This is a genomic window from Frateuria sp., from assembly GCF_035944355.1.
Classification (GTDB): Bacteria; Pseudomonadota; Gammaproteobacteria; order Xanthomonadales; family Rhodanobacteraceae; genus Frateuria_A.
The window spans coordinates 30,617-54,507 of the sequence record NZ_DASZBH010000014.1 but is presented as its reverse complement, the minus strand read 5'-3'; the positions used below and the strand labels follow the sequence as shown (position 1 = coordinate 54,507).

The following is a 23,891-nucleotide window of genomic DNA, read 5'->3' as shown; positions in this document are numbered from 1 at the left end:
ATCCATCGATGAACGTGCTCGCCTTTGCCTGGAACCCTGCCGTCGGCGTGCCGCTGGCGATCGTCGGGGCCATCGTGCTCGCCCTGATCTGGCTGTTCGGCCAGCCGAAGAAGGAGCAGGGCAAGCGACGCATGCCGGCCGGCCAGGGCACTGGCGAACGCCGCGAGCCCACGCTGGGCGGGGACGACGCGGACGAGCTGCTGCTGGACGACCATCCTTCGCCGCGCATGCATGGCGAGGATCCGCTGCCGCAGCAGGGCGAACTCGAAATCGGCCTGCGCGAGGAGCTGGAGAAGCTCGGCGCCACCCTTGCCGGCGATCGCACGGCGCCGGCGCCGCGGTCCAAGCCGATGGGGCAGACCGCCGCGATCATCGACGCGTTGCGCGCCCCGGCCGACGCGGTCCCTGCGCCCGCACCCGTCGCGCCGGCACCCGCCGCGCCACCCGCGGCTGCGGCGCCGAAGGCGCCACCGCGCTCCGACCTCGGCCGACGCCCGGCGCAGATGCCGGTCGAACGCATCGTCACCCTGTTCGTGATGGCCCGCGACGGTGGGCAGTTCAACGGTGCCGACCTGATCGTCGCCGCCGAAAAGGCCGGGCTCGAGTACGGCGATATGGGCATCTACCACCGCCTGCTCGACGGCAAGCGCGAACACGGCCCGATCTTCAGCGTGGCCAACATGCTCAAGCCCGGCAACTTCGACCTCACGCGCCTCGATGCCCTGCGCACGCCGGGGCTGAGCTTCTTCATGACCCTGCCGGGCCCGCTGCCCGCGCTGGATGCCTGGGACGCCATGCTGCCCACCGCCCAGCGCCTGGCCGAGCTGCTCGATGGCCAGGTGCTGGACGAGGAGCGCAACGCGCTCGGCCGCCAGCGCATCGCCCACATCCGCGACGAACTGCGAGGCTGGGACCGCGACCACGAGGGCAAGGAAATCGTCTTCGGCCGCTGACCTGCGCGGACGCTGACGAGGTTCCATCCCACCGTCCCCTGCCGGAAGCGCGCCATGTACACCCCCGCAGCGTTCCAGGAAACCCGTCTCCCGGTCCTGCACGCGGCCATCGATGCGATCGCCTTCGCCAGCCTGGTCAGCAGCGCCGCCAGCGGCCTGCAGGTCAGCCACGTCCCCTTGCTGCTGGCGCCGCAAGAGGGCCCGTACGGCACGCTCTATGGCCACATCGCCCGCGCCAACGCCCATGCCGCCTGCAGCGGTACGGCATCGCTGGCGATCTTCCTGGGCCCGCACGCCTACATTTCCGCCGGCTGGTATCCCGGCAGGAAGACGCACGGCAGGGAAGTCCCCACCTGGAACTACATAGCCGTCCACGCCCACGGCATCCTGGAAACCTTCGACGACCCCGCCGCGCTGCGCCAGCACCTGCGTGAGCTGAGCGGCCGTCACGAGCGGGCCATGCCTGAACCCTGGCGCCTGGACGAAGCCCCGGCCGACTACATCGACCAGAACCTCAAGGCCATCATCGGCCTGCGCCTGCCAATCGAACGCCTGGAAGGCAAGTGGAAACTGAGCCAGAACCGCAGCGAGGCCGACCGCGAGGGCGTGCTGGCCGCTTTACAGAGCCTGGGAGACGACGCCAGCCTCGACATGGCGAACGCCATCCGCGAGGCCAACGTCCGGCACGAGAAAGGAGTGGGTTAACCGCGCCCACGGCTCGTTGCCATGCGGGAATCCAGCCCTTGGCTTGCGCGTTGCCGGCGGGCAACGGCTAGTTCGCCCGGAGTGAAGCCTGCAATGCCGTGGCCAGGGCGGCGTCTCCGCTGACCAGATCCTTCCATCGAAGCTCGACGCCGCGCCTGCGGCCTTTTTCCGTCAGCTTCAGGCCGTCCGGGTCGAGCACCAGCGTGTAGGCGACCTCCCCAATGGTCAATTCGCGCTTCAGTGGCTTGTCGAGCGGTGTCATGGCCCGTTCCTCGCGGTTGGGAAAGCGGCGGATGCAGGATAGGGATCGAACCAAAGTGCCGCCAGTGCGCGGCCACGCTCGATCCGCCCGGTTCCGGTGCTGGCCGGTGCTCGTGCGCATCGAAGCATCAGCCAGATGCTCGCCGCTATTTGGTCGGCGTCACGATCCAGGTGGCGTAGGCAGGCAAGGTCGCGCCATCCAGCGTCGGCGAGTGCGGGATCGCGGCCAGCGTTCGTGCCGCCCGCCGCGCGATGCTTCACCTTCTGCGGCTTGCCGCTGAAGGTGACCAGCACGGTGACCGGGTCGGCGCCGCCGCTCAGTCCGTACGTTGACCGTGACGTGGTTGGGGTTGACCGGCAGCCAGCTCCACGGGTGGCGGGCATGACCGATCAACTGCAAACTTGCGCAGCCGATGGGTTTGCACGCGTGCCGTCACACGAGGACCAGCCAATGACCAAGACGAGAACACTTTGCCGGGCAGCCTGGATGGGCAGTGCCCTGGTCCTGGGCCTTGTATCGACGGCGATGGCGGCGCCCGACCAGGCGACTGTCTGGAACGGCAAGCAGGCGCCGTTGGCGACCCCGTGGACGGCCGAGGTATCGCCGGCCAATGCATGGCCGGAGTATCCGCGCCCGCAATTGGCCCGTCCGTCGCTGGAGCATCCGCGCTGGATGAACCTCAACGGCCTGTGGCAGTACGCGGCGACGGACGGGCAGGGCGCGCCGCCGTTCGGGCGCACGCTGGAGGGCCGGGTGCTGGTGCCCTATCCGGTCGAGTCGGGGTTGTCCGGCGTGCAGCGGCATTCGGACTTCATGGTCTACCGCCGGCTGGTGGATGTCCCGGCCGCGTTCACCGCGCATGGCCAGCACGTGCGACTGAACTTCGGCGCGGTGAGCTACCAGGCGACGGTCTACGTCAACGGCACGGAGGTGGTGAGCCACGCCGGCGGCTATACCGCCTTCGGCGCCGACATCACGCGTGCGCTCCGTCCACACGGCGAGCAGGAGATCGTCGTCGTCGTGCATGCCCCGGTGGATGGCGCCAATGTGATGGTCGGCAAGCAGCGCCTCAAACCCGAGGGCATCTTCTATACCGCGGCCTCCGGGATCTGGCAGTCGGTTTGGCTGGAGCCGGTGCCGGCCACGAGCCTGGCGCAACTGACCTTTACCCCGGAGCGCAGCCTGGACGCCTTCACGGTCACCGCCGCGCTGCACGGCAACGGCGATGGCGCGACGGTGCGGGTCACCGCCTACGCCGACGGCAAGCCGGTAGGCGAGGCGAGCGGTCCGGCGAGCCGACCGATGCGCCTGGCCGTCGCCGATCCGCACCGGTGGAGCCCGCAGGATCCCTTCCTCTACCGTTTCAAGGCCGTGCTCACCCGCGGCGACCAGCATGACGAGGTGACCAGTTATGCCGGCCTGCGCAGCGTCTCGGTCGAGAAGGTGGGCGGGCGCAACCGCATCGTGCTCAACGGCAAGCCGGTCTTCCTGCTCGCCACGCTGGACCAGGGCTACTGGCCCGACGGCATCTACACCGCACCCACCGACGCGGCGCTCAAGTTCGACATACAGAAAACCAAGGACCTCGGCTTCAACACCATCCGCAAGCACATCAAGGTGGAACCCGCGCGCTGGTACTACTGGGCCGACCGCCTCGGCCTGATGGTGTGGCAGGACATGCCGGCGCTGCCCACCGGAAGCAACGGCAAGCTGAGCGCCTCCGACAAGGCCAACTTCCGCGCCGACGTCTCGGCCATCGTCGAGCAGCTCAAGGGCGAGACTTCGATCATCGGCTGGATTCCCTTCAACGAAGGCTGGGGACAGTGGAGCATTCCCGCCGCCGCCGAACTGGCGGCGCAGATCAAGCGGCTGGATCCGTCACGGCTGGTCGATGCCCGCAGCGGCGCCAATTGCTGCGACATGAAGGGCGACCCGCACGCCGGCGACGTCTATGACGTGCACGACTACCAGGGCCCGGGCCTGCCCAGCCCGGACGCCAGGCGCGCCGCCATCGACGGCGAACACGGTGGGCTGACCTTGGGTATCCCGGGCCACGTCTGGCCCAACACGCCGATCAACCCCTACGGCTCCGTCAAGGACCGCGCGGCGCTGACCGCCGGCTACGTCGCCAACACGGGCGTGCTGCGGGACAAGGGCGTGCCCAAGGGCATGTCGGGCAGCGTGTATACCCAGATCACCGATGTCGAAGGCGAGCACAATGGCTTGCTCACCTACGATCGAAAGATCGTGAAGGTCGACGAGGCCAAGGTGTGCGCCATCAACGAAGCGACGATAAGCGCAGGCGGGCGTCCTTGATTGCGGCACCCTCCATCACCATCGCCAGAAGACGCAGCGCCCGGGACGACGACGGCCCGCGTTCGGCCAGCATGAGCGCGCAGGCTGACATGAGAAGGAATTTGCTCCGAAGGCTGTATGGATGCATGGGGCTAACCGCCATAGCCTTTCACTCCACGACGGCCTACGCGCAGCCGTCTGCCCCTGAAACCGCGATGCAAGCTTGCGGCAGGGCATGCAGACAACAGAAGCTGGATTCGCTTTTCAGGGCCTTGGATGAAGCGGAAGCGTCGCACCCAAAACCAAGCGATACAGCAGACTGCGCTGCATACGACGGACACGACTATCGTGATGTTTTTTTGGACGTCTGTGCGAAGGTCAAATACGTTCGATCGCTTCCTCCCGAGGGAACCTCGCGCTTCATCTGCCCTCGGAGCGATCAAGCGCTTGTTGGGTATTCGGCAAGCCGAATTGCCTCAGCTTGGGGTACGCCAGACCTCGTACGAAGCAAATCAACGACAGGTGGTCCATCCAACGACGGGCAGTGGATCTACTTTATGGGAAGAAGCAAACCGGGCTGGGTAGGCGGCGGGTTTGCCGAGATGACTCTCTACGTGGTTGATGGCACCGTACGAAAGGTCGACTGCGGCTTGGCGAAGTAGGTATCGGTTTTCATCCCCAAGGGGACAGCCTGGCTGAGGCCACCACAAGCTTTCCGGAAGATTGTCGATTCCCACTGGCCTGCTTCGTCGTCAGTGCATTCCCCACCAAAGGACGCTTATGAAATACCTCGGCCTGGCCTACTTCACCCCCGAAAAATTCGCCGCGATGGCGCCGGACGACGTCAAGAAACTGGTAAGCCAATGCCCGGCGTTGGACGAGAAGATGCGCGCTACCGGCAAGGTTCTGGTGTCCGCGTCGCTTGGCGACCTGGAGAACTGGAGGACGCTGCGCCCGCGCAACGGCAAGACGCACGTCAGCGATGGGCCCTACACCGAATCGAAGGAAGTCGTCGGCGGCCTGTTCATCATCGAGGCGGACAGCCAGGAAGAGGCCCTGCGCATCGCTTCCATGCACCCGGCCGCCACGCTGGGCGAGGAAGGCGAATGGGCGGTCGAGCTCATCCCTTTGGACTTCTATCTGGCTCGATGAAGGCATGGGCGGCTCCGCGGGCATGCCCAGGCCGACCGGCGCCGCCATCCGCCATCTGCAGTCGCGGCTTCCGAGCAATGCTTGTTCGTAGACAGCCTCGCGGACTGCTCGGCAGAAACGTTCACTGCACCCGAATCTCGTCGGTGAACAGGTAAGCAGGCTTTCCGGCCCCTTCGTGGCCCGCGGGCAGCGCACCGTAATTCTGTGCGGTGACGCGCAGGTAGCGGGTGGTCACCGGCGCGGCGGTATCGAAGCGCACGGTACGCACGATCGCACGCAGGTCCTGCGGATCCACCGCAATCGGCGTGGATTGCAGCGTACGCCAGGCTTTGCCATCGTCCGAGGCCATGAACGTGACGTGGCGCGGAAGCAGCGCCCACGAGCCGCTCTGCTGCAGGAAGCGCACCTGGATGGTGTGCAAGGACATCGGTCGCTGCAGGTCGATGGTGGCGGTCATGTCGTTCCCTCGCCAACCGACCCACAGGCCGTCGTTGTAGTCGTCGTCGCCGATGATGCCATCGACCAGTTGCGTGGCCGTGCCGGCATAGTGCGGGTCGGGCGCGGTGGCGTAGCTCACTGGCTTGCCCAGCGCCTTGTTGTCGACGCTCTGGAACACCTGGCTCGGCAAGTAGGGCACGCCCCCGCGGTAAGGTGCGATCCTGATCGTTGCCGGCGTGTAGAGGTCCAGCACGTCGCCGGTGGCGGGCGATTGCGCCGCGGGATCTTTGCCGTCGAGCGTGTAGTGCAGCTCGATGTCGTCGAATCCACGCGCGGCGCGTACGCGCCAGCGGTGTTGCTGCGGGTTGAACTGGAGCTTGTAGTCGACCAGGTTGCGGTCTTCCGGGCCGTAGGCGATACCGTGCTCGCCCAGCCAGGGGTATTGCGCGCGCACGCGCCGCTGGAAATCGGCGTAGTCACGGGCGTCCGGATTCCACAGGCGTTCGGCCAACGCGAGCGTGCGCGGATAGAGCATCGCTTCGAGGTTGCGCGGCGTGACGCGTTCGCTCCACAGCGGGGCCTCCGCGCCGAGCACCTGATCCTGGTGTCCCGCGAAGGCCGGCGCCGCGAACGGATCGATGCGGTAGACGTCCTGGAGCGTGAGGTCCTCGATCGGCGTGTCCAGGTAGAACGGCCCAGCCACGATCAGCCGGTTCCCGTTGGCTATGGCCTTCGCCGCCTCGGCCTGCCCGCGCCACATTTCCACCACCGCGTTGCGGTCGGCTCCCCCTTCCAGGATCTCGTCCCAGCCGACGAGGGTCTTGCCGCGCGCGGCCAGGTCACGCTGGATGCGCTGCACGAACCAGCTCTGCAGTCCTTCGGCGTCGGCCAGGTGCTCCTCGCGCATGCGCCGTTGCGAGGAAGCGCTGCCGTTCCATTGCTGCCTGGGAACCTCGTCGCCGCCGACGTGGATGTACGGCGCGGGGAACAGCTGGGCCACTTCGTCGAGCACGTCGTGCAGGAAGGCGAACGTGGCCTCGTCGCCCGCGCAGTAGATGTCGCTGAAGACGCCCCAGGTCGCCGGTACCGCGATCGGCTGCTTCGGGCAGGACAACCAGGGGTAGGCCGCGATCGCCGCCGAGGCGTGGCCCGGCATTTCGATCTCCGGCACGATCATCACATTGCGCCGGCGCGCGTACTCGACGACGTCGCGAACGTCCTGCTGGGTGTAGAAGCCACCGCTGCGGCTGCCGTCCAACTCGGTGCGCCAGGCGCCTACGCTGGTGAGCCTGGGGTATTTGCGGATCTCGATGCGCCAGCCCTGGTCGTCGGTCAGGTGCCAGTGGAGCACGTTGAGCTTGTAGCGCGAGAGCAGGTCGATCTGCTGCTTGACCAGCGGCACCGGTATGAAGTGCCGCGCGGCGTCCAGCATGACGCCGCGCCATGCGTAGCGGGGAGCGTCGTCGATGCGCATGGCGGGAATCGAGACCTTGGCGCGATGGCCGCTCGGCAGCAGCTGCACCAGTGTCTGCGCGCCCCAGAAGAGACCGCGGTCGCCGGAGGCGGCGATCACGACTCGCCGTGGAGTGACGGTCAGCCGGTAAGCTTCCTCGCCCTGTATGGAAGGGTCGGTACGCAGTTCGATGTGCGGCCGGTTTGCCGCAGCGCCCGGCCGCAGCGCGATCCCGCTCTGCTCGCGCACGCCATCGCGCAGGAAGGCGGCGATCTCCTGCGCGCGTCCATCGGCGGGCGCCACGATGCGCACGTTCCGGCTGAGCGCAAAGCTGCCGTGGCCCGCCTCGATCCGTGCCGGCCGTGGGATGAGCGCCTCCTGTGCAAGCGCGCCGGCAGCCGACAATGCGAGCGCGACGACCGTCAGGGCGAGGAGGTATCTGGGCATGGCCGGTGTTCCTGGCAGTCGTGGCGTGCTCGCAAGTGCAAGCGATGCTGATGTCCAGCCCGGAGTAATTCAAGGCGGCGGTCGCTGGCGCATAAAGCGAGGTGTTGGGACACGCCATCTCCTTGCAGCGCTCGAACCAAGGGCAAGGTGCAGCAGCGGCGATGAACCCGTCGGCTCGAGAGCAATGCGCGCCCGATCGAGTAAGGAACAATCGCGTGGCACCCGTAGCTGATTCGCTGCAATCGGTGATGGGCCTTGCATGCATTGAAAGCTTGCGATCGCTTTCGCGCTGTCCTGCCGGACTGCTCCGGTTACCCGCTGGCGGGCCGCTCATCGCCGGACGGAGGACGGCGCGCCGCGCCCTGATCCGGCGCCCAAAGTCCCGGCATGACGCGTCGCACAACAAGCGGGCGCGAAAGGCCGCCGCTATAACCATTAAAAATTAAGCTATTCAAATAGATGAGGCAAAGAAAGCCGCGCTTTCCGGCTTGTCGCTTTGCAAGTTGACACCGGTGACAATGGCCCGCAATCTGATCCCCGTTCCGGTGCGGGGAGGCACAGTGAACGGAGCGACCCAACGTCTGGACCGACCCGCGAGCGCGCCGGCGACGCCCTTTCTGGCGGCGGACGTGGGCGGGACGTATGCCCGTGTCGGATTGATGCGGACCTCGTCCGGCGCAGGGCGCCAAGTCGATGTGCTCGCCTATCGCAAGCTTGCGTGCGCGCAGTACCCCGGGCTGCCCGAGTTGCTGCAGTCGTTCCTCGACGATCACCCGCAGACCGACGTGCGCCATTGCGTGCTCGCCTGCGCCGGGCACGTGGACCACGGTCAGGTGTTGAACGACAACTCCGTCTGGCCCATCCACCTCGACCGGCTGCGTCAGGCGATGGCGCTGGAGGACGTGGCTGTCCTCAATGACCTCGAGGCGCTGGGATACGCCTTCGACCACCGGCCCGACAACGACGACCGTCTCCTGTGCGGGCCGGACGCCGGGGCCGATGGTCCCATTCTGGTGATCGGGCCGGGCACCGGCCTCGGCGCGGCCGTGCGCTTGCCCGCTTTTGCCGGTGGCCACGTGCTGGCGACCGAAGCGGGCCAGATGGATTACGCGCCCAACTCGCTGCGCGAACGCCAGGTCCTTGCCCAATTGGCGCCGCAGGGCGGCTACGTGGCCTATGAGCGCCTGGTCTCAGGTCCCGGCCTGCTGGCCCTGTATGCGGCCGTGTGCGCATTGCAGGGCGAACCACTCAGGCTTGCGGCGCCCGATGCGGTCACCGCGGCTGCCGCGGCGTGCAGTGACGCGCAGGCCGTCGAGGCCGTGGAGATCTTTTGCGCCTCGCTGGGAAGTTTCGCGGGCAGCCTGGCGATGACCTTCATGGCCACGGGCGGGGTGTACCTGGCCGGCGGCTTCCTGCATTCGATGTTCGCGTTGCTCGAGCGCAGCGCCTTCGCAGAGCGGTTCCTGCATGGACGCAGCGTGCGGGCTTTGCTGTCGCGGGTTCCCGTGTGGGTCACCGAGCACGGCAGCAAGGGCGTGCTGGGAGCCGCCAAGTGGTACGTCCAGCGTCGCGGGCCGCCGGCGAGCCAAGCCGGACCCGTCCTGGAAGGGCGGTCCACCCGATGAATGTGTAGCGGCTTTCTTACGGCAGCACGCCCGACAGCAGCGCGGCGCCTCGCAACAAGCGTCGACCGGTCGGCAGGCATCAATCGAGAGGTAAGGCTCATGTCCACCCTACATCGCAGACACCCGTTGTCGCTGGCCGTATCCATGTCGCTGCTTGCGGTCGTCGCGACATCGGCCGTGGCATCGCCACGCTCAGGTGCCCAGGCAGGCGGCACGACGCCGCAAGCCAATGCCGCCCAGGACGCGCCGGCGCCTGATGCGCAGGCCGCCACCTCCACGACCAAACCCGGGACTCGCAAGGACGACAAGAAGGCGGCGACCACGCTCTCGACCGTCAACGTGGTCGGCGTGCGCGCGTCGCAGATGCGCGCGATCGAGCTCAAGCGCGACGCCCCGAACATTCAGGACAGCATCACCGCCGAAAGTATCGGCCAATTGCCGGACGTGACCATTACCGACGCGCTGCAACGCGTCACCGGCGTGCAGGTCAACCGCGACGCCGGCGTGGGCACCACGGTCGACGTGCGCGGCCTGCCCGAAGTGGGCACCATGTTGAACGGCGAAGCGTTCATCACCGCGGATCAGATCGACTCGCAACAGCCCGACTTCACCATGCTGCCCGCCACGCTGTTCCATGGCGTGGACGTCATCAAGTCGCCCACCGCCAGCACCACCGACGGCGGCATCAGCGGTGCGCTGGACCTTCACACCTATCGCCCCTGGGACCTGCCGAGCGGCTTCACCTACAGCTACTCGGCCAACGGCGAGCGCGGACGTACCAGCAGCAAATGGGGGCCGGAGGCGAACGGCCTGATCTCGTACAACGGCAACGGACACTGGGGCCTGCTGGTTTCGGCCGACTACTCCGACACCACCCGCTTCAATTCCACCGAAGGACTGGATCAGTACGGCGTCGTCCTCAACGGCGAAAACGCGGCCAGCGCGGGCGGCTACAACGGCTTTCTCACGCCGTGGAACGGTGCGCCGATCCCTCCGCAGATCGTGCAGAACCCCGACGGCAGCGTCGACGTCAACGGCGACGGCAAGTCCAATGGCGTGTTCATGGGAAGCCAGAACATCGGCCTGTACGACGTGACCACCCAGCGCAAGCGCAAATCGGGCAATGCCTCGTTCCAGATGGACCTGGGTAGCGGCCTGACCTTCACCAGCGACTACTTCTACGCGCACCAGAGCCAGTTCGATCGCAACGTCGGCATCCAGTTCAACTCCACCAACTGGCAGGGCGCCACTTACGTGCCGTTGCAGTCGCGCGACACCGGCAGCCCCGTCGCCGGTTCCTACGGCACGCCCGAGCCGGGCTGGGACGGCATGCACCTGTACACCACCCAGGTCTACGAAAAGTGGCCGGGCGACGTGGAGTCCTACTCGCAGATCATCCGCAAGGAGTCGACCGCGAAGAACTTCAACGCCCAGCTGGATTTCGACAACGGCGGCCCGTTCACCGCAAGCGTGCGCGGCATCCACGACACGGCGCGGCAGTCCAACGTCGAGACCGACGTCAACATCTCCAATTCCGACGGCGGCCTGTGGGGCAACGTGCTGAAGGACGGCGTCCCCGCCGATGCCGTGCCGCCCGGCACCTTCATCTTTCCCGACCAGTTGGGGGGAAACCGCGTCTTCAATGCCAACGGCATGCCGCAGAACACCGTCCCGGTGATCGCCAATTTCGGTGGGCGCTACCTGACGGTCAGCCTGCCTTCGTCGCTGTCCACCCAGTTCGCCGACCCCAACGGCTGGACGATGAAGACGCTCGAATCCTCCGGCGACTACGACCGCAAGGTCGAGCTCAACGCGCTGCGCCTGGACGGGCACTACGACTTCGGCGACGGCATCCGGCTGGACTTCGGCGCGCGCAACAGCGTCCGCCACGCCGACAACGTCGGCTACACGCTGGTCACCCCGGTCTATGCCGGCATGGGCGCCAGCGATCCAAACGGTTGCCTGGTGCGTTACGTCGGCGCCGACGTGGTCCTCAACAGCGGTTCGTGCACTGCGGGCAACGCACTGGGCTATTTCCGCGCCGGGCCGATCTCGGCGCTGCAGATTCCGAACACGCCCGGGCCGTTGGCCAACCACTGGAAGCAATACGCCAACCTGCTCGGGTCGGGGATCACCTTCTGGGCGATCGATCCGCATGCGATGGACAACCCCGAGGCCTACTGGAAATCGCTTTATCCCCAGACCCAGCGGCAGGGCGAGCCGGGGACCACCTGGGCGGTGGGGATCAAGGAAACCTCCGCCTACCTGCAGGCCGATTTCGACGGCATGCTCGGGAGCATGCCGTACAGCGCCAACGTGGGCATGCGGGTGATCCGCACCAATCTGGGCGTGACCCAGCGCCTGAGTGGCCTCCCGGGAGCCTACGGCACCGAGCCCGCCGACGCCGGCGCCCAGATCACGCAGCGCAGCTACAAGGACTACCTGCCGGCGGCCAATTTCGCGCTCGATCTGACCGACGACCTGAAGTTCCGGCTCGGCTTCTCCAAGAACATGATGCCGCTGAACCTGAGCACCTGGGGCGGCGGGCTGCAGTTGAACTATTCGCTGGTCGAGACGCCGCAGGGGCCGCTGTTCCGCGTGGCCGCCGGCAGTTCGGGCGGCAATCCCAATCTCGATCCGTGGCGGTCGAAGAACTACAACGCCTCGCTCGAGTACTACATCAACCCCACCAGCATGGTCAGCCTGGCCTTGTTCCGCATCAACGTGCAGAGCTTCATCAAGAGCGGCAGCGTCATCGACTGCACCCTGCCGGACGAGGATGGGGTCGTGCGCAATCACTGCGTCACCATCACCGAGCCGGTCCAAGGCACCGGCAACAGCATCCACGGCGCGGAGTTCGACTACCGTCAGGGCTTCACGTTCCTGCCGGGCATCCTGTCCAAGACCGGCATGGAGCTCAACGCCACCTACGCGCCTAGCGATTCGGGCGCCACCGACCTGGCCGGCCACCGGATTCCGTTCCAGGATAATTCGACCAAGTCCGGCAACCTGATCCTGTGGTTCCAGAACGATCGCTTCCAGGCACGCGTCGCGTACAACTACCGCTCGCGCCGCGCCGTATCGGAAGACGTAGGCGGTATCTCCGGCATGGAGATGTACGAGGCGCCGCAGAAGTACCTCGACGCATCCGTCTCGTACAAGATCGGCAAGGCGGCCGAGCTGTTCGTGGATGGCACCAACCTCACCAACGAGTACCAGCGGTACTACCTGGTGTGGCCCGACCAACCGGCGCACTCGAATTTTTCCGAGCGCATGTTCATGGTTGGCATCCGCGGCCAGTGGTGACCGAAGTGGGCCTTCCGCGCCGTGCTTTCCTGGGACGGGACGGGCGGCGCTTCACCCAGGCCGAGCCTTTTCCGAGAGCGCATGAAGGGGCTCATGCGTGACGTGGGCGCGCGCTGCGCCCGCGTCCGTGCACGATGCCCAAGCTCTCCCATCACCCACGCGACCGCATCCCGACCACGGCAAGGCTGACATGCAGGCCAACGACAACCGCTCCACCCGCGACGGCAACTTCCACCGTTCCATCGGCCTGTTTTCGGGAACGGCGATCAACATGACCCAGATGTGCGGGATCGGTCCGTTCATCACCATCCCCATCATGGTCGCCACCATGGGCGGGCCGCAGGCGGTGATCGGCTGGATCGCCGGCGCCATCCTCGCGGTGGCGGACGGGATGGTCTGGGCCGAACTGGGCGCGGCCATGCCCGGCTCCGGCGGAACCTATGTCTATCTGCGCGAAGCGTTCCAGTATCGAACCGGCAAGCTGATGCCCTTCCTGTTCATCTGGACGGTGCTGTTGACGATCCCCTTGCTGATGTCCACCGGCATCATCGGCATGGTCGAGTACCTCGGGTACTTCTTTCCGCACCTGGGCTGGTGGCCGCAACATCTGATCAGCCTGGCCGCGACAGGCCTGGTCACCTTGCTGCTGTACCGGCGGATCGAATCGATCAGGGTCATCACGATCGCGCTCTGGGTGATCATGCTGCTCTCCGTCGTCGGCGTGTCGGCTGCCGGCTTCTGGGACTTCCACCCGGCCTTCGCCTTCGCCTATCCGGCCGGCGCCATCGGGCCGCATTTCTTCGTGGGGCTGGGCGCGGGGCTCATCCTCGGCATCTACGATTACCTGGGCTATTTCACCACCGCCTACATGGGCGACGAGCTGCGCGATCCGGGCCGGACGATGCCGGGCTCCATCATCATTTCGATCATCGCGATGATGGTGGTCTATCTCATCCTCAACATCAGCGTGCTCGGCGTGGCGCCGTGGCAGGAGATCGCGCAATCCAAATCGGTCGCGTCGCTGGTGGTGGAGCGCAGCTGGGGCCACCTGGCCGCCTCGGTCGTGACCATCCTCATCATCGTGACAGCGTTCGCTTCGGTCTTCGCCGGCCTGCTCGGAGGCTCGCGCGTGCCTTATCAGGCGGCGCACGAAAAAGTGTTCCTGTCGGTTTTCGGCAAGCTGCATGCGAAGCACGGCTTTCCGCACGTGGCCCTGCTCACGATGGGCGTCGTGACGGCGATCGGCACGTTCTTCGACCTGACCGAAGTCATCAACATGCTGTTGGCCGCGACGATCGTCGTGCAGTTCATCGCGCAGATCGCCGCGCTGGTGGCGTTGCGCAAGCGCCAGCCGGAACTCCGTCGGCCCTACAGGCAATGGCTGTATCCGGTGCCTTGCGTGATCGCCCTGGTGGGGTGGATCTATGTCTACCTGTCGGCGTCCCGCTCGGCCCTGATTCTGTCCGGCGCGTGGATCCTCGCCGGACTGGTGGTGTTTGCGATCTGGGCGAGGATCAACCGATCGTGGCCGTTCGCGTCCGCGGAAGTACACGAAGCCTATCTTGGGGGCGAATGACGCCATGCGAAACCCGACCACAACCCTGTTCCTGGCGACGGTCGCGTTGGCGGCGGCGGCCGCCGCGCCGCTCGCACGCGCCGCGACCGCCTATGCGCCCACGCCGGTGGACAGCCGCCCAGGCTCGACGACGACCGTGGCCCGATGGCTGATCCAGTCCACCGACAAGGCGCAACAGGGAGGTGCCGAGATTTCCACGCCCGCCTTTTCCACCGACGGCTGGTACCCGACGAGCGGTCGCGCCACGGTGATGGCGGGTTTGCTGGAGAACGGCCTCTACAAGGACGTCTTCTACAGCGACAACCTGCGGGCGGTGCAGGCACCCGATGCCAGCGGCACGCTGTTCGTGAATCCCTGGTGGTACCGCACCGAGTTCACCCTTGCCTCGACCGCGCAGGGACGGCACACGCTGCTGCGCAGCAACGGCATGATCGCGAGCGCCGACGTGTGGGTGAACGGCCATCTGGTCGCCGACCAGGCGCACCTCGCCGGCGCCTATCCCGTGCACGAGTTCGACGTCACGCGCTGGGTCCATGCCGGCCGCAACGTCCTGGCATTGCAGGTGCATCCGGCCGATCCCAGGCGGAGCCTGTCGATCGGCTGGGTCGACTGGAACCCTACGCCGCCGGACAACAACATGGGACCGTGGCGCGGCGTGGACATCCTGCAGACCGGACCGGTGCAGCTGCGCTTCGCGCACGTCACGTCCGACCTGTCGCTGCCCGACCTCGGGCGTGCCGCGCTGACCGTCAAGGTGGACGCGCGCAATCTCGATACGGCGGCGCACGAGGCGACCATCGCGGGCGAGGTCGCCGGCGTGCCGCTGCGGCGGACGATCCGTCTTGCCCCGGGTCAGACCCAGACCGTGTCGTTCACGCCGCAGACCGATTCCGGGCTCGACCTGAGCCATCCGAAGGTCTGGTGGCCGGCCGGCATGGGCGCGCACCCGCTGTACGCCTTGCAGTTGTCCGCCCGTGTCGACGGCGCGACTTCCGACCGCGCGAGCGCGAGCTTCGGCATCCGCAGCGTCAGCTCCCGCCTGACCAGGCAGGGCTACCGCCAGTTCGTCGTCAACGGCAAGCCCGTCCTCATCCGCGGTGCGGGCTGGGCGCCGGACATGTTCCTGCGCGACGACCCTGCGCGCATGGAGGCCGAGTTCAGCTACGTCCGCAACCTGGGTCTCAATACCATCCGCAGCGAAGGCAAGCTGGAGAGCGAGCGCTTCTACGCATTGGCCGATCGCGACGGCGTCATGGTGCTGGCCGGCTGGGAGTGCTGCGACAAATGGGAGTCGGCGGCCAAGACCGGCGGCGCGCCGTGGGACGCGGCGGACATGCAGGTGGCCCAGGCCTCGATGGCCAGCGAGGCGCGCCTGCTGCGCAACCATCCCTCCGTGATCGGTTTCCTGATCGGCAGCGACAATGCCCCTGCGGCCGCGCTCGCGAAGACATACGTCGACACGCTGCAGGCGGAAGACTGGACGATGCCGGTCATCGCGGCGGCCGCGGCCCAGGCCACGGCGGAAACCGGCCCTTCCGGCATGAAGATGACCGGCCCCTACGCGTGGGTGCCGCCGGCGTACTGGTACGCCGGCCAGCAGGGCGGCGCCTTCGGCTTCAATTCCGAAACCAGCGCCGGCGCGGACATTCCGCGGCTCGAAGACCTGACCCGCATGCTGTCCCCGCAGGAACTCGAAGCGCTGTGGAAGTATCCGCAGGCGCGCCAGTATCACGCCTCGGCCGACTGGTCGACCTTCGCGAGCATCGCGCCGTTCGACAAGGCGCTGGCCAGCCGCTACGGCCCGCCCGCTGGCCTGGAGGACTATGTCGCCAAGGCTCAGCTGGACAACTACGACAACACGCGCGCCCAGTTCGAGGCGTACAACGCGCACAGGGACGCGGCCAACCCGTCGACCGGCGTGATCTACTGGATGCTCAACAACGCCTGGCCGTCGCTGCACTGGCACCTGTACGACTACTTCCTGAATCCGGCCGGCAGCTACTTCGGCGCCAAGAAGGCCAACGAGCCGGTGCACATCCAGTACGCGTACGACACGCGCGCGATCGTGCTGGTCAACCAGACGCTCAACGACGAGCATGGACTGCAGGCGCGCATCCGTGTGCGCCATCTGGATGGCAGCGTGCGCTACGAGCGGCGCGTCGACGGTGTCGACCTGGCCGGCAACGGCACGCGCCAGTTGCTGACGCTGCCGACACTGAGCGGCCTGTCCCGCGTCTATTTCGTGGAACTCGATCTCGCATCGGCTGCGGGCGAGCCGATCAGCCGCAACGTGTACTGGCTCTCGACCCGGCCTGACCAGCTCGACTGGGCGCATTCGAACTGGTACCTCACGCCGCTGACCCAATACGCGGACCTGACCCCGTTGCAGTCGCTGCCCGCCGCCACGAGCGACGTGCGGGCGACGCTGCGACACGAGGGAGCGCAGGACACGGTGACGGTCACCCTGGCGGTTCCGGTATCATCCAAGGGCGTCGGCCTGTTCCAGCACGTGTCGATCAAGCCGTCCGCAGGAGGCCACCCCGTGACACCCATCCTGTGGAGCGACAACGACGTCACCCTGTGGCCCGGCGAATCGCTCACCCTGACGGCGAAATACGCGGGGCAGGGGATCGCCGCCCCGGTGGTCGAAGTGAGCGGATGGAATGCTCCGGCCCGCAGCTTCCCCATCGCCGTGCAGGGCGGGGCGGGCGCATCGCAGGACAAGAACCCCTGACCGGAACGGACGTCCATGACGCGCGTGACAATCAGTGACGTCGCCCGCACCGTAGGGACGTCGAAGAAGACCATTTCGCGGGTGCTCAACAACGATCCGAACGTGAGCCAATCGATGCGTGAGCGCGTCGTGGCCGCCGTCGCCGCGCTCAACTACCGGCCGCTCACCTCGGCGCGCAGCCTGGCGGCCAACCGTTCCTTCATGATCGGCCTGCTGTACGACAACCGTTCGCCCAGCTACATCATGGAGGTGCAAGCCGGTGTGCTGGAAGCCTGCGAGGCGCAGCACTACAGCATGATGGTGCAGCCGCTGGTATCGGCCGCGCCGGATTTCGTCGACCGGGTGGAGGACATCCTGTCGCGCCATCGACCCGACGGCCTGATCCTTACGCCGCCGCTCACCGATCACGCGCCGTTGCTCGACTGCCTGCGCAAGAACGATCTGCCGTACGCATCGATCGCTCCCCGTCATCCCGAAGGATGCATCGGCGTGATGCTGCGCGAGCGCGAAGCGGCGGCGGCGATGGTGGATCACCTGGTGTCGCTGGGTCATCGCCGCATCGCGCACATCCTGGGCGATCCCGAACACGGCGCCGGCATCTGGCGCCTGGCCGGCTATCGCGACGGCCTCCGGCGCGCAGGCCTGCAGGAAGACCCCGCGTACATGGTCCAGGGCCGTTTTTCCTTCGAGTCCGGCGTGGCGGCGATGCGGCAGTTGCTGGCATTGCCCCATCGGCCGACCGCCATCTTCGCGGCCGACGACGACATGGCCGTCGGCGCGATCTGGGCAGCCGCGGAAGCCGGCGTGTCCATCCCGCACGACATTTCCATCTGCGGGTTCGACGACACCACCATTGCGACGCAAGTCTGGCCGCCGCTCACCACCATCCACCAGCCCGTGCGTGAGATGGGCGGCCGCGCCACGCGGGAGCTGCTGCTTCGCGTGCTTAACAAAGGCGAGGCGAGGATGGTCGAGGTCGACTACCAGATGCGCATCCGCGCCTCGACGGCGCCCGTCGCGTAGCCCGTCCGGCGTACCATCGGCAGACGGCCCGACGGGCCCTCTCGCCATCCACATCATCGTTCCAAGGGGAATGCCCGCATGCCCGCCGCCCACGACGTCGCAAAGCCGGCCCGCAAATTCCACTTCATCTCCGGGCTGCCGCGTTCCGGCAGCACGCTGCTGGCCGCGATCCTCAACCAGAACCCGCGCTTTCGCGCAGGCATGACCAGCCCGCTGGCCGACATCATGGGCGTGGTGATCGCGGAAGCCAGCAGCAAGAACGATTTTTCCTTCGACGTCTCCGACGAGCAGCGCGTCTCGATGCTGCGCGGGCTGGTGGAGAACTTCTACGCCGGGCAGGCGGACGCCGGGGTCGTGTTCGACACGAGCCGGCTGTGGTGCAGCCGGATGCCATTGCTCGAGACGCTGTTTCCGGACGCCAGGGTCATCGCCTGCGTGCGCCAGCTTCCGTGGGTGCTCGACAGCATGGAGCGATTGGTGCGTAAGCATCCGGTCGGCGTCAGCAAGGTGTTCCGCTTCGATACCAACACGACCGTTTACTCGCGCGTGGAAGCGCTGACCGATCCGCGCGGCATGGTGGGGTTCGCCTTCCAGGCGACCAAGGACGCGTTCTATGGCCAGTACGCTCCCGGCCACCTGCTGTTGCTGACCTACGAGAGCCTGGTGCGCAACCCTTCCGCCGCCATGCGCGCGGTGTACCAGTTCATCGGCGAACCCTGGTTCGAACATGACTTCGACCGCATCGCCTTCCACGCGGACGAGTTCGACGCACGGGTCGGCATGCCCGGGCTGCATACCGTGCGCCCGAAGGTCGAGCCGATCGAGCGCACCTCGATCCTGCCTCGCGAAATCTTCGCCCGCTTCGTCAACGAGGCGTTCTGGATGGATCCGAGAAACAACGTGAGCCAGGTGCCCATCGTTTAGTACTGCAGGCGGGACCGTCTACTTCCACGCATCCGGACAGGGCAGCTCGCCGGCGGCGATCAGCGCCGAGACCGACTCCTGTATGGCCGCCAGGCTCGTGTATCGAGGCTGGTAACCGAGGCGGCGGCGCGCCTTTTCCATGGACATGCACGAGCTTCGCGCGATGTGTTCCCAGGCTTCGTGTGCCTTTGACGGGGTGAGCGCGGTCCTCCACTGGTCGAACGGCTGATAGCGAATGTCCGGTTCCATGCCGAACCAGCGGAACATCGACTCGGCGTAGCCGCGCAGGTTCAGCGCTTTCTCCGAGACGACGTTGAAGGTCTCGCCCACGCAGGCCGACCTGTCGGCCATGGCCCGTAGAACGAATTGCGCGACGTCGTCGGCGTGTACGTGGTGCAGCGTTTCCAGCCCGAAGTTCGGCAGCGTGATCCGGTCGCCGCGGGCCATGGCGGAAAACACGTTCTTGTCGATGTTGCCGTACGGGCCGATCGGTACCCAGCCCGGCCCCACGATGTGGCCAGGCCGGAACACCGTGGCGGGAAAGCCCGTGCGGCGCGACTCGCTCAGCAACCACGCCTCGATGGCGGCCTTTTGGGTGCCGTAGTCGCAGATGGGGTTCGGTGGGGCGGTTTCGTCGGTCGGCACGGTCGCGTTGTGGCCGTAGACCCAGATCGTTCCGCAATGCAGGAAGTGCTCGACGGTTCCGCGCAGAGCCTCGACCAGGCTGCGCGTGCTCGGCAGATCGAAGGAAATGAGGTCGATCACGACGTCGGGCCGGAGGTCGGCCACGGCCGGGCCGAACGCTCCCGAACTTTCCGCGGCCGTCCGGTCGATGGTGACCTGCTTCACCGACTTCCAGGAGGAGTGCGGCCGGTATCTCCCGGCCAGTCCGCGGCTGATGTTGAACACCTCGTGTGCTTGCTCCACCAGCGCCGGAATGAGGTAGGCGCCGATGTGCCCACTTCCGCCGATCACGACCACTCGAGACACAGGTTTCTCCGGCAAGGGGAAAAGGTTGTGCGCTGCTCCATCGAATGACCCGCGCAAACGCGAGGCCGAGGCTTCGCCGCGTATCCGGCCCCGCCAGTGCTCGCCTCATTCGATTCTGGCAACACGCGCGGACAGTGTTGCACGAGCAAGCCCCGGGCCGGCGTCGTGCGCGATCGGACGGCGCGCTCTCGAGCTTCGCGTGGCACGCTGCCCGAGCGGTCACTCCGCCGCCGTTGCCACGACGACGCTCGCCAGTGTCTTTGGCCGCAAGGTCCGTACGATCAGAATGGCCAGCAGCGGGACGGCGACCGCATAGACGTACTGGGTCCGAGCCACGCCGATGCCGAACGGGAACCAGATGCCCGGTACGCCGAGCGTGTCGAGCAATTCGCCGCCGAACAGCGAGGCCATGATCGAGGCCAGCGTGACCAGCGCCAGGACGCGCATCGGGCCGTTGCGGATCATGCGCGCGCCGATCAGGACGAACAACGCGATCGATCCGAGCCGACAGACGCTCCTCCAGGTCGCCGCATGGGCCAGGGCGCCGGCGATCCCGGCGATGCCCAGCGCGACAGCCAGCACGTCGATGCTCCGCCACGCGGGCAGGCACCAGCGGTTCCAGGCCAGCACCCAGGCCGCCTGCGTCGGTATCCACATCACCGAGGCCAGCCAGGTATAGGTGGCCAGGTCCTGCAGATCGGTCCACGCGACGATCGCATTGTCTAGGCGCCTGGCTGCGGTGAGCACCAGCGCGATGCAGGCAAACGCCAGAAAGCCCTTGCGGCGGCTGCGGGCCCCGTACCCGAGCGCCAGGCCGACCAGCGCCAGCATCGCGGCCGGCTCGACCGCATCGGCGATGTATCCGGCGATGGTCCGCTGCCATTGCACGCTATGCAGCGCATCGCTCGTCGGGCGCGGCGCCAGCATGGGCGCGGTGTGCATGCCGCCGCCGTCGGGGCTGACGCCGGAACTGGGGAGCATGTACGTGCGCACGGCGAGCACGCCGCGGGTGCCTGCCGCATCGGCGGGAAGGGCGAATCGCAACGGCCGCGTGCCGACCAGGCGCGGGTCCGGGCCGAGCCTGCCCGAGCCGCCCAGCAGCTGGCCGTTCCAATACAATTCGTAGCCGTCCTCGACCAAGGTCGGGCCGAGGATGTCCCAGGTCGCTCGTCCGGCCGGCACCGTCACCGCGCGCCGATACCAGGCGTAGCCGTGATAGCCGGGATGGCCGTGCGCCATCCATCCGCCGACGTAGTCGGGCAGGCCTACATCGCCATCGTGGCTGCCCGGCGGAGCCGTCAGGTCGACCGTTTCCCAACCGCTATCGTCCGCATCGGCGCTCGCCCAGCGAGGATCGTCGCCCGTGTGGAATCGCCAGGAGCCATCGAGCAGGGTGGCCGCGGCGCGCAACGGCTGCGGGTCGGGACGGCCACCGCTCGCCAGGTCCGCGATCACGAGGGCCAGGGTCACCAGCGTGGCGACGACGATGCCGGCGATCAGCTTGCGCTGTGTGGCATCGGTCGATGGCGTGGTCGGGAACATCAACTCGGGCGTCATACCATTCCTGGTGTCAGACTTTTCGATGTCGGCAAGCAGGCTACCATCTAAATTAATTTAAACAGTAGCCGCCGGACCGTGATCCCGGAGATTCGAGCCTTACCCATGCGACCTGTGTTCGTACTTCCACGGCCGATCGAGGCCGTCCGTCTGGACGGCGGGCGGCTGTGCCTGGATTTCGTCAACACCATCCACGACCGCTACGCGGCGGATACCGAGGATTACGTGCGGGATCCGCAGCGCTTCCTGGCGTGGTGCGAGCGTGCCGGAGCGCTGCTTCCCGACGAGGGCGTCCGGGTGCCGCGAGCCCTGCAAAAGCGTGCCGCGCTGATGCGCGAAGTGGCGAACCTGCGCGATCACCTGCATGCGCTGCTTGCCGCGCGGGTGGACGATCTGCCCTCACCGCACGAGGCGGTGCGCGGCCTCGACGGCTGGTTGCATCTGGCCTGGGCCGGGCGATCGCTCGGCGCGGACGGACGCCTGCATTGGCGTGCCGATGCGCGCGACGCGCGGTTGCCGCTGAAGCGTATCGCGCTCGACGCACTGGACCTATTCAGTGGCCCGTCCGCGTCGCGGCTGCGCCGCTGCGCCAACGCCACGTCCTGCGGATGGCTGTTCCTCGATACCAGCAAGAATCAACGCCGCCGCTGGTGCGCCATGGAAACCTGCGGCACCGCGGACAAGATGCAACGCTATCGCCGGGGTTGAGGAACGGCTGCCTATCGACTCAGGTCGACTGGCTGGGCAGCCGCAGAACGCTCAATCCTCATCTAGCCTTGAACCAAGCTCATGCTGCTTGCTGCAGCGCTTCCTCGTTCCTGGCCAAGCGGAAGAACGCCACGCTTTGCGCCAGTTCCTGGGCCCGGCTCCTGACCGCCTCCGCTGCGGCGGCGGCTTCTTCTACAAGCGCCGAGTTGCTTTGCGTCACCTGGTCGATCTTGTGGATCGCGTGATTGACCTGGTCGATGTCGGCGGACTGGTCCGCGCTCACCAGGGCGATCGCGTCAACGACGCGGGACACCTCTTCCACGCTGTCGGCCAGCTGCCGAAGCGAGGAACCGGCGCCGCCGATGCGGTCGGCGCCGGTCCTGACCGTCAAGCTCGATTGTTCCACCAGGCTGCGAATGTCCCGGGCAGCGTTCTTCGATTGGGCAGCCAGCGCGCGTACCTCGGTCGCCACGACGTTGAATCCCTTGCCGGTCTCGCCGGCGCGGGCAGCCTCGACCGTCGCGTTGAGTGCAAGAATGTGACTCTGCGTGGCTAGCCGATCGAGCACTTCCGTTATCTCGCTGATGTGGCGCGACACCTCGCCGATCTGTTCCATGGCCTTGACGGCATGGTCCATCGCAGCACGGGTTTCGCCTGCCGCTTCGAGCGAAACCTGCGCACGCTGCTGCGCGCCCCGCGCGCCTTCGGCGTTGGTCAGGACGTTGCGCGTGAACTCCTCCATCGAGGAAACGGTTTCCTCCAGGGCGGCTGCCTGTTCGCTGGTGCGCGCGGAAAGGTCCGCGTTTCCGGCGGCTATCTGCGCCGTCGAGGAACGGATTTCGTCCGCACCGTTGCGGATCCGCGCAACGACGTCGTGCAACTGACGGTTCATGCGGGCCAGGGCGGCCAGCAATTGCGCGGTTTCGTCCTCTCCCTCCACTTCAATCGTCGAAGAGAGATCGCCCGCCGCGACGGCTTCGGCCAATGACAGCGCGCGGCCGATCGGCCGAGTGATGCTGCGCGTGAGAAGGACGGTGACGAAGGCGCCGGTCAACGTCGCGAACACCGTTATCGCAAGAAGCATCCAGCACGCCAGCCGGTAGTCGGCAAGGCTGCCGTCATTGATGCGCTTGGCGGCTTGTGCCTGGTCACGCTGTACCTGGGCGACGATGCCGTCGATGGCGGCGGTCGGGGCCCGATCGATGCCCTTGACCAGACTGTCGACGACGTGTGCAGACTGGGGATCCTTGGCGTCGAATCGCTGGAGCGCCTCTACGTACTTCTGCTGCAGCCCACTGTGCGTGGCGAGCGCCTCGTCGACACCGGCCACGTTCGACCCCAGCGCATGCAACCTGGCCCGCAGCCCTTGCAGATCCTGGTGCACCCGTGCGCTCTCTTCGAGAAAAGCGCCGCGGTATTTCGCGTAGGCAGCCGGGTCGGCCCCGCGTAGCAACAGGTCTTTCCATTCCTGGACCTGCTTCTTGAACTCCACTTGCGCCACCCGCGCGGTATCGGCGGCTTGCGCGTAAGCGGTGGCGGTTTCGGTGGCCTCTCCCTGGACGCGATACATCTTCGACAGGCCTGCCCAACCGCCGACGCCGACGATGGCGGTGGCTACGAGCAGGAGCGTTCCGAGGGCTGCAAGGCGGACACCGATACGAAAGCGATTCAGGCGAAACAGCATGACGGTGGCGACGGCGCTAGAGGGGAGGATTAGCTTTTTATCGGCCTGTAACAGGGCGG

Annotated in this window: 16 protein-coding genes; 11 read left to right on the top strand and 5 right to left on the bottom strand. The window is 66.8% G+C overall.

Annotated features, from left to right (window positions below; translation table 11 throughout):
- The first annotated feature begins 8 nt into the window (after window positions 1–8).
- Together zipA and VGU03_RS10585 are read left to right on the top strand one after the other, a co-directional pair.
- Window positions 9–953, top strand: coding sequence for a cell division protein ZipA (gene zipA, locus VGU03_RS10590; protein WP_327480352.1), 945 nt, complete (start codon window positions 9–11; stop codon window positions 951–953).
- Window positions 954–1,007: 54 nt separating this feature from the next.
- A complete protein-coding gene (locus tag VGU03_RS10585) occupies window positions 1,008–1,658 on the top strand; it encodes an FMN-binding negative transcriptional regulator (RefSeq protein ID WP_327480351.1) in 651 nt (216 codons plus the stop codon).
- Between the two features lie 67 nt (window positions 1,659–1,725).
- Here VGU03_RS10585 and VGU03_RS10580 read toward each other — a convergent pair whose 3' ends face one another.
- Window positions 1,726–1,920 (bottom strand): hypothetical protein, encoded by a 195-nt coding sequence (locus tag VGU03_RS10580; protein WP_327480350.1) that lies wholly within the window; start codon window positions 1,918–1,920, stop codon window positions 1,726–1,728.
- 486 nt (window positions 1,921–2,406) lie between these two features.
- Between VGU03_RS10580 and VGU03_RS10575 the strand changes: the two genes are divergently transcribed.
- Both VGU03_RS10575 and VGU03_RS10570 read left to right on the top strand, forming a co-directional pair.
- Window positions 2,407–4,236, top strand: a complete 1,830-nt coding sequence (locus tag VGU03_RS10575) for a glycoside hydrolase family 2 protein (RefSeq protein ID WP_327480349.1) — start codon at window positions 2,407–2,409, stop codon at window positions 4,234–4,236.
- 759 nt (window positions 4,237–4,995) lie between these two features.
- Complete coding sequence (locus VGU03_RS10570; protein WP_327480348.1) at window positions 4,996–5,367, top strand: YciI family protein; 372 nt, start codon at window positions 4,996–4,998, stop codon at window positions 5,365–5,367.
- A 121-nt stretch (window positions 5,368–5,488) separates the two neighbouring features.
- Here VGU03_RS10570 and VGU03_RS10565 read toward each other — a convergent pair whose 3' ends face one another.
- The gene (locus VGU03_RS10565; protein ID WP_327480347.1) at window positions 5,489–7,705 is read right to left on the bottom strand and encodes a family 20 glycosylhydrolase; all 2,217 of its coding nucleotides are present in this window, start codon (window positions 7,703–7,705) and stop codon (window positions 5,489–5,491) included.
- A gap of 518 nt (window positions 7,706–8,223) precedes the next feature.
- Between VGU03_RS10565 and VGU03_RS10560 the strand changes: the two genes are divergently transcribed.
- The 6 genes from VGU03_RS10560 to VGU03_RS10535 all read left to right on the top strand — a co-directional run bounded on the left by VGU03_RS10560 (window position 8,224) and on the right by VGU03_RS10535 (window position 18,893).
- Entirely contained in the window at window positions 8,224–9,330 is a 1,107-nt protein-coding gene (locus tag VGU03_RS10560; RefSeq protein ID WP_327480346.1) for a glucokinase, read from the top strand.
- Between the two features lie 99 nt (window positions 9,331–9,429).
- On the top strand, window positions 9,430–12,636 hold the full coding sequence (locus VGU03_RS10555) for a TonB-dependent receptor (RefSeq protein ID WP_327480345.1): 3,207 nt from the start codon (window positions 9,430–9,432) through the stop codon (window positions 12,634–12,636).
- Between the two features lie 190 nt (window positions 12,637–12,826).
- Window positions 12,827–14,212: an APC family permease gene (locus VGU03_RS10550; protein WP_327480344.1), complete on the top strand. Its 1,386-nt coding sequence runs from the start codon at window positions 12,827–12,829 to the stop codon at window positions 14,210–14,212.
- A gap of 4 nt (window positions 14,213–14,216) precedes the next feature.
- Window positions 14,217–16,946 (top strand): glycoside hydrolase family 2 protein, encoded by a 2,730-nt coding sequence (locus VGU03_RS10545; RefSeq protein ID WP_327480343.1) that lies wholly within the window; start codon window positions 14,217–14,219, stop codon window positions 16,944–16,946.
- Window positions 16,947–16,961: 15 nt separating this feature from the next.
- Window positions 16,962–17,969: a LacI family DNA-binding transcriptional regulator gene (locus VGU03_RS10540; RefSeq protein ID WP_327480342.1), complete on the top strand. Its 1,008-nt coding sequence runs from the start codon at window positions 16,962–16,964 to the stop codon at window positions 17,967–17,969.
- 78 nt (window positions 17,970–18,047) lie between these two features.
- Window positions 18,048–18,893: a sulfotransferase gene (locus VGU03_RS10535; protein WP_327480341.1), complete on the top strand. Its 846-nt coding sequence runs from the start codon at window positions 18,048–18,050 to the stop codon at window positions 18,891–18,893.
- Window positions 18,894–18,911: 18 nt separating this feature from the next.
- On the opposite strand, the gene VGU03_RS10530 is transcribed toward VGU03_RS10535, so the two are convergent.
- Both VGU03_RS10530 and VGU03_RS10525 read right to left on the bottom strand, forming a co-directional pair.
- The gene (locus VGU03_RS10530; protein ID WP_327480340.1) at window positions 18,912–19,874 is read right to left on the bottom strand and encodes an NAD(P)-dependent oxidoreductase; all 963 of its coding nucleotides are present in this window, start codon (window positions 19,872–19,874) and stop codon (window positions 18,912–18,914) included.
- A 228-nt stretch (window positions 19,875–20,102) separates the two neighbouring features.
- Window positions 20,103–21,440 (bottom strand): glycoside hydrolase family 2, encoded by a 1,338-nt coding sequence (locus VGU03_RS10525; RefSeq protein WP_327480339.1) that lies wholly within the window; start codon window positions 21,438–21,440, stop codon window positions 20,103–20,105.
- A gap of 78 nt (window positions 21,441–21,518) precedes the next feature.
- Between VGU03_RS10525 and VGU03_RS10520 the strand changes: the two genes are divergently transcribed.
- On the top strand, window positions 21,519–22,148 hold the full coding sequence (locus VGU03_RS10520) for a CGNR zinc finger domain-containing protein (protein ID WP_327480338.1): 630 nt from the start codon (window positions 21,519–21,521) through the stop codon (window positions 22,146–22,148).
- Window positions 22,149–22,227: 79 nt separating this feature from the next.
- Here VGU03_RS10520 and VGU03_RS10515 read toward each other — a convergent pair whose 3' ends face one another.
- The gene (locus tag VGU03_RS10515; protein ID WP_327480337.1) at window positions 22,228–23,832 is read right to left on the bottom strand and encodes a methyl-accepting chemotaxis protein; all 1,605 of its coding nucleotides are present in this window, start codon (window positions 23,830–23,832) and stop codon (window positions 22,228–22,230) included.
- Window positions 23,833–23,891: the final 59 nt, after the last annotated feature.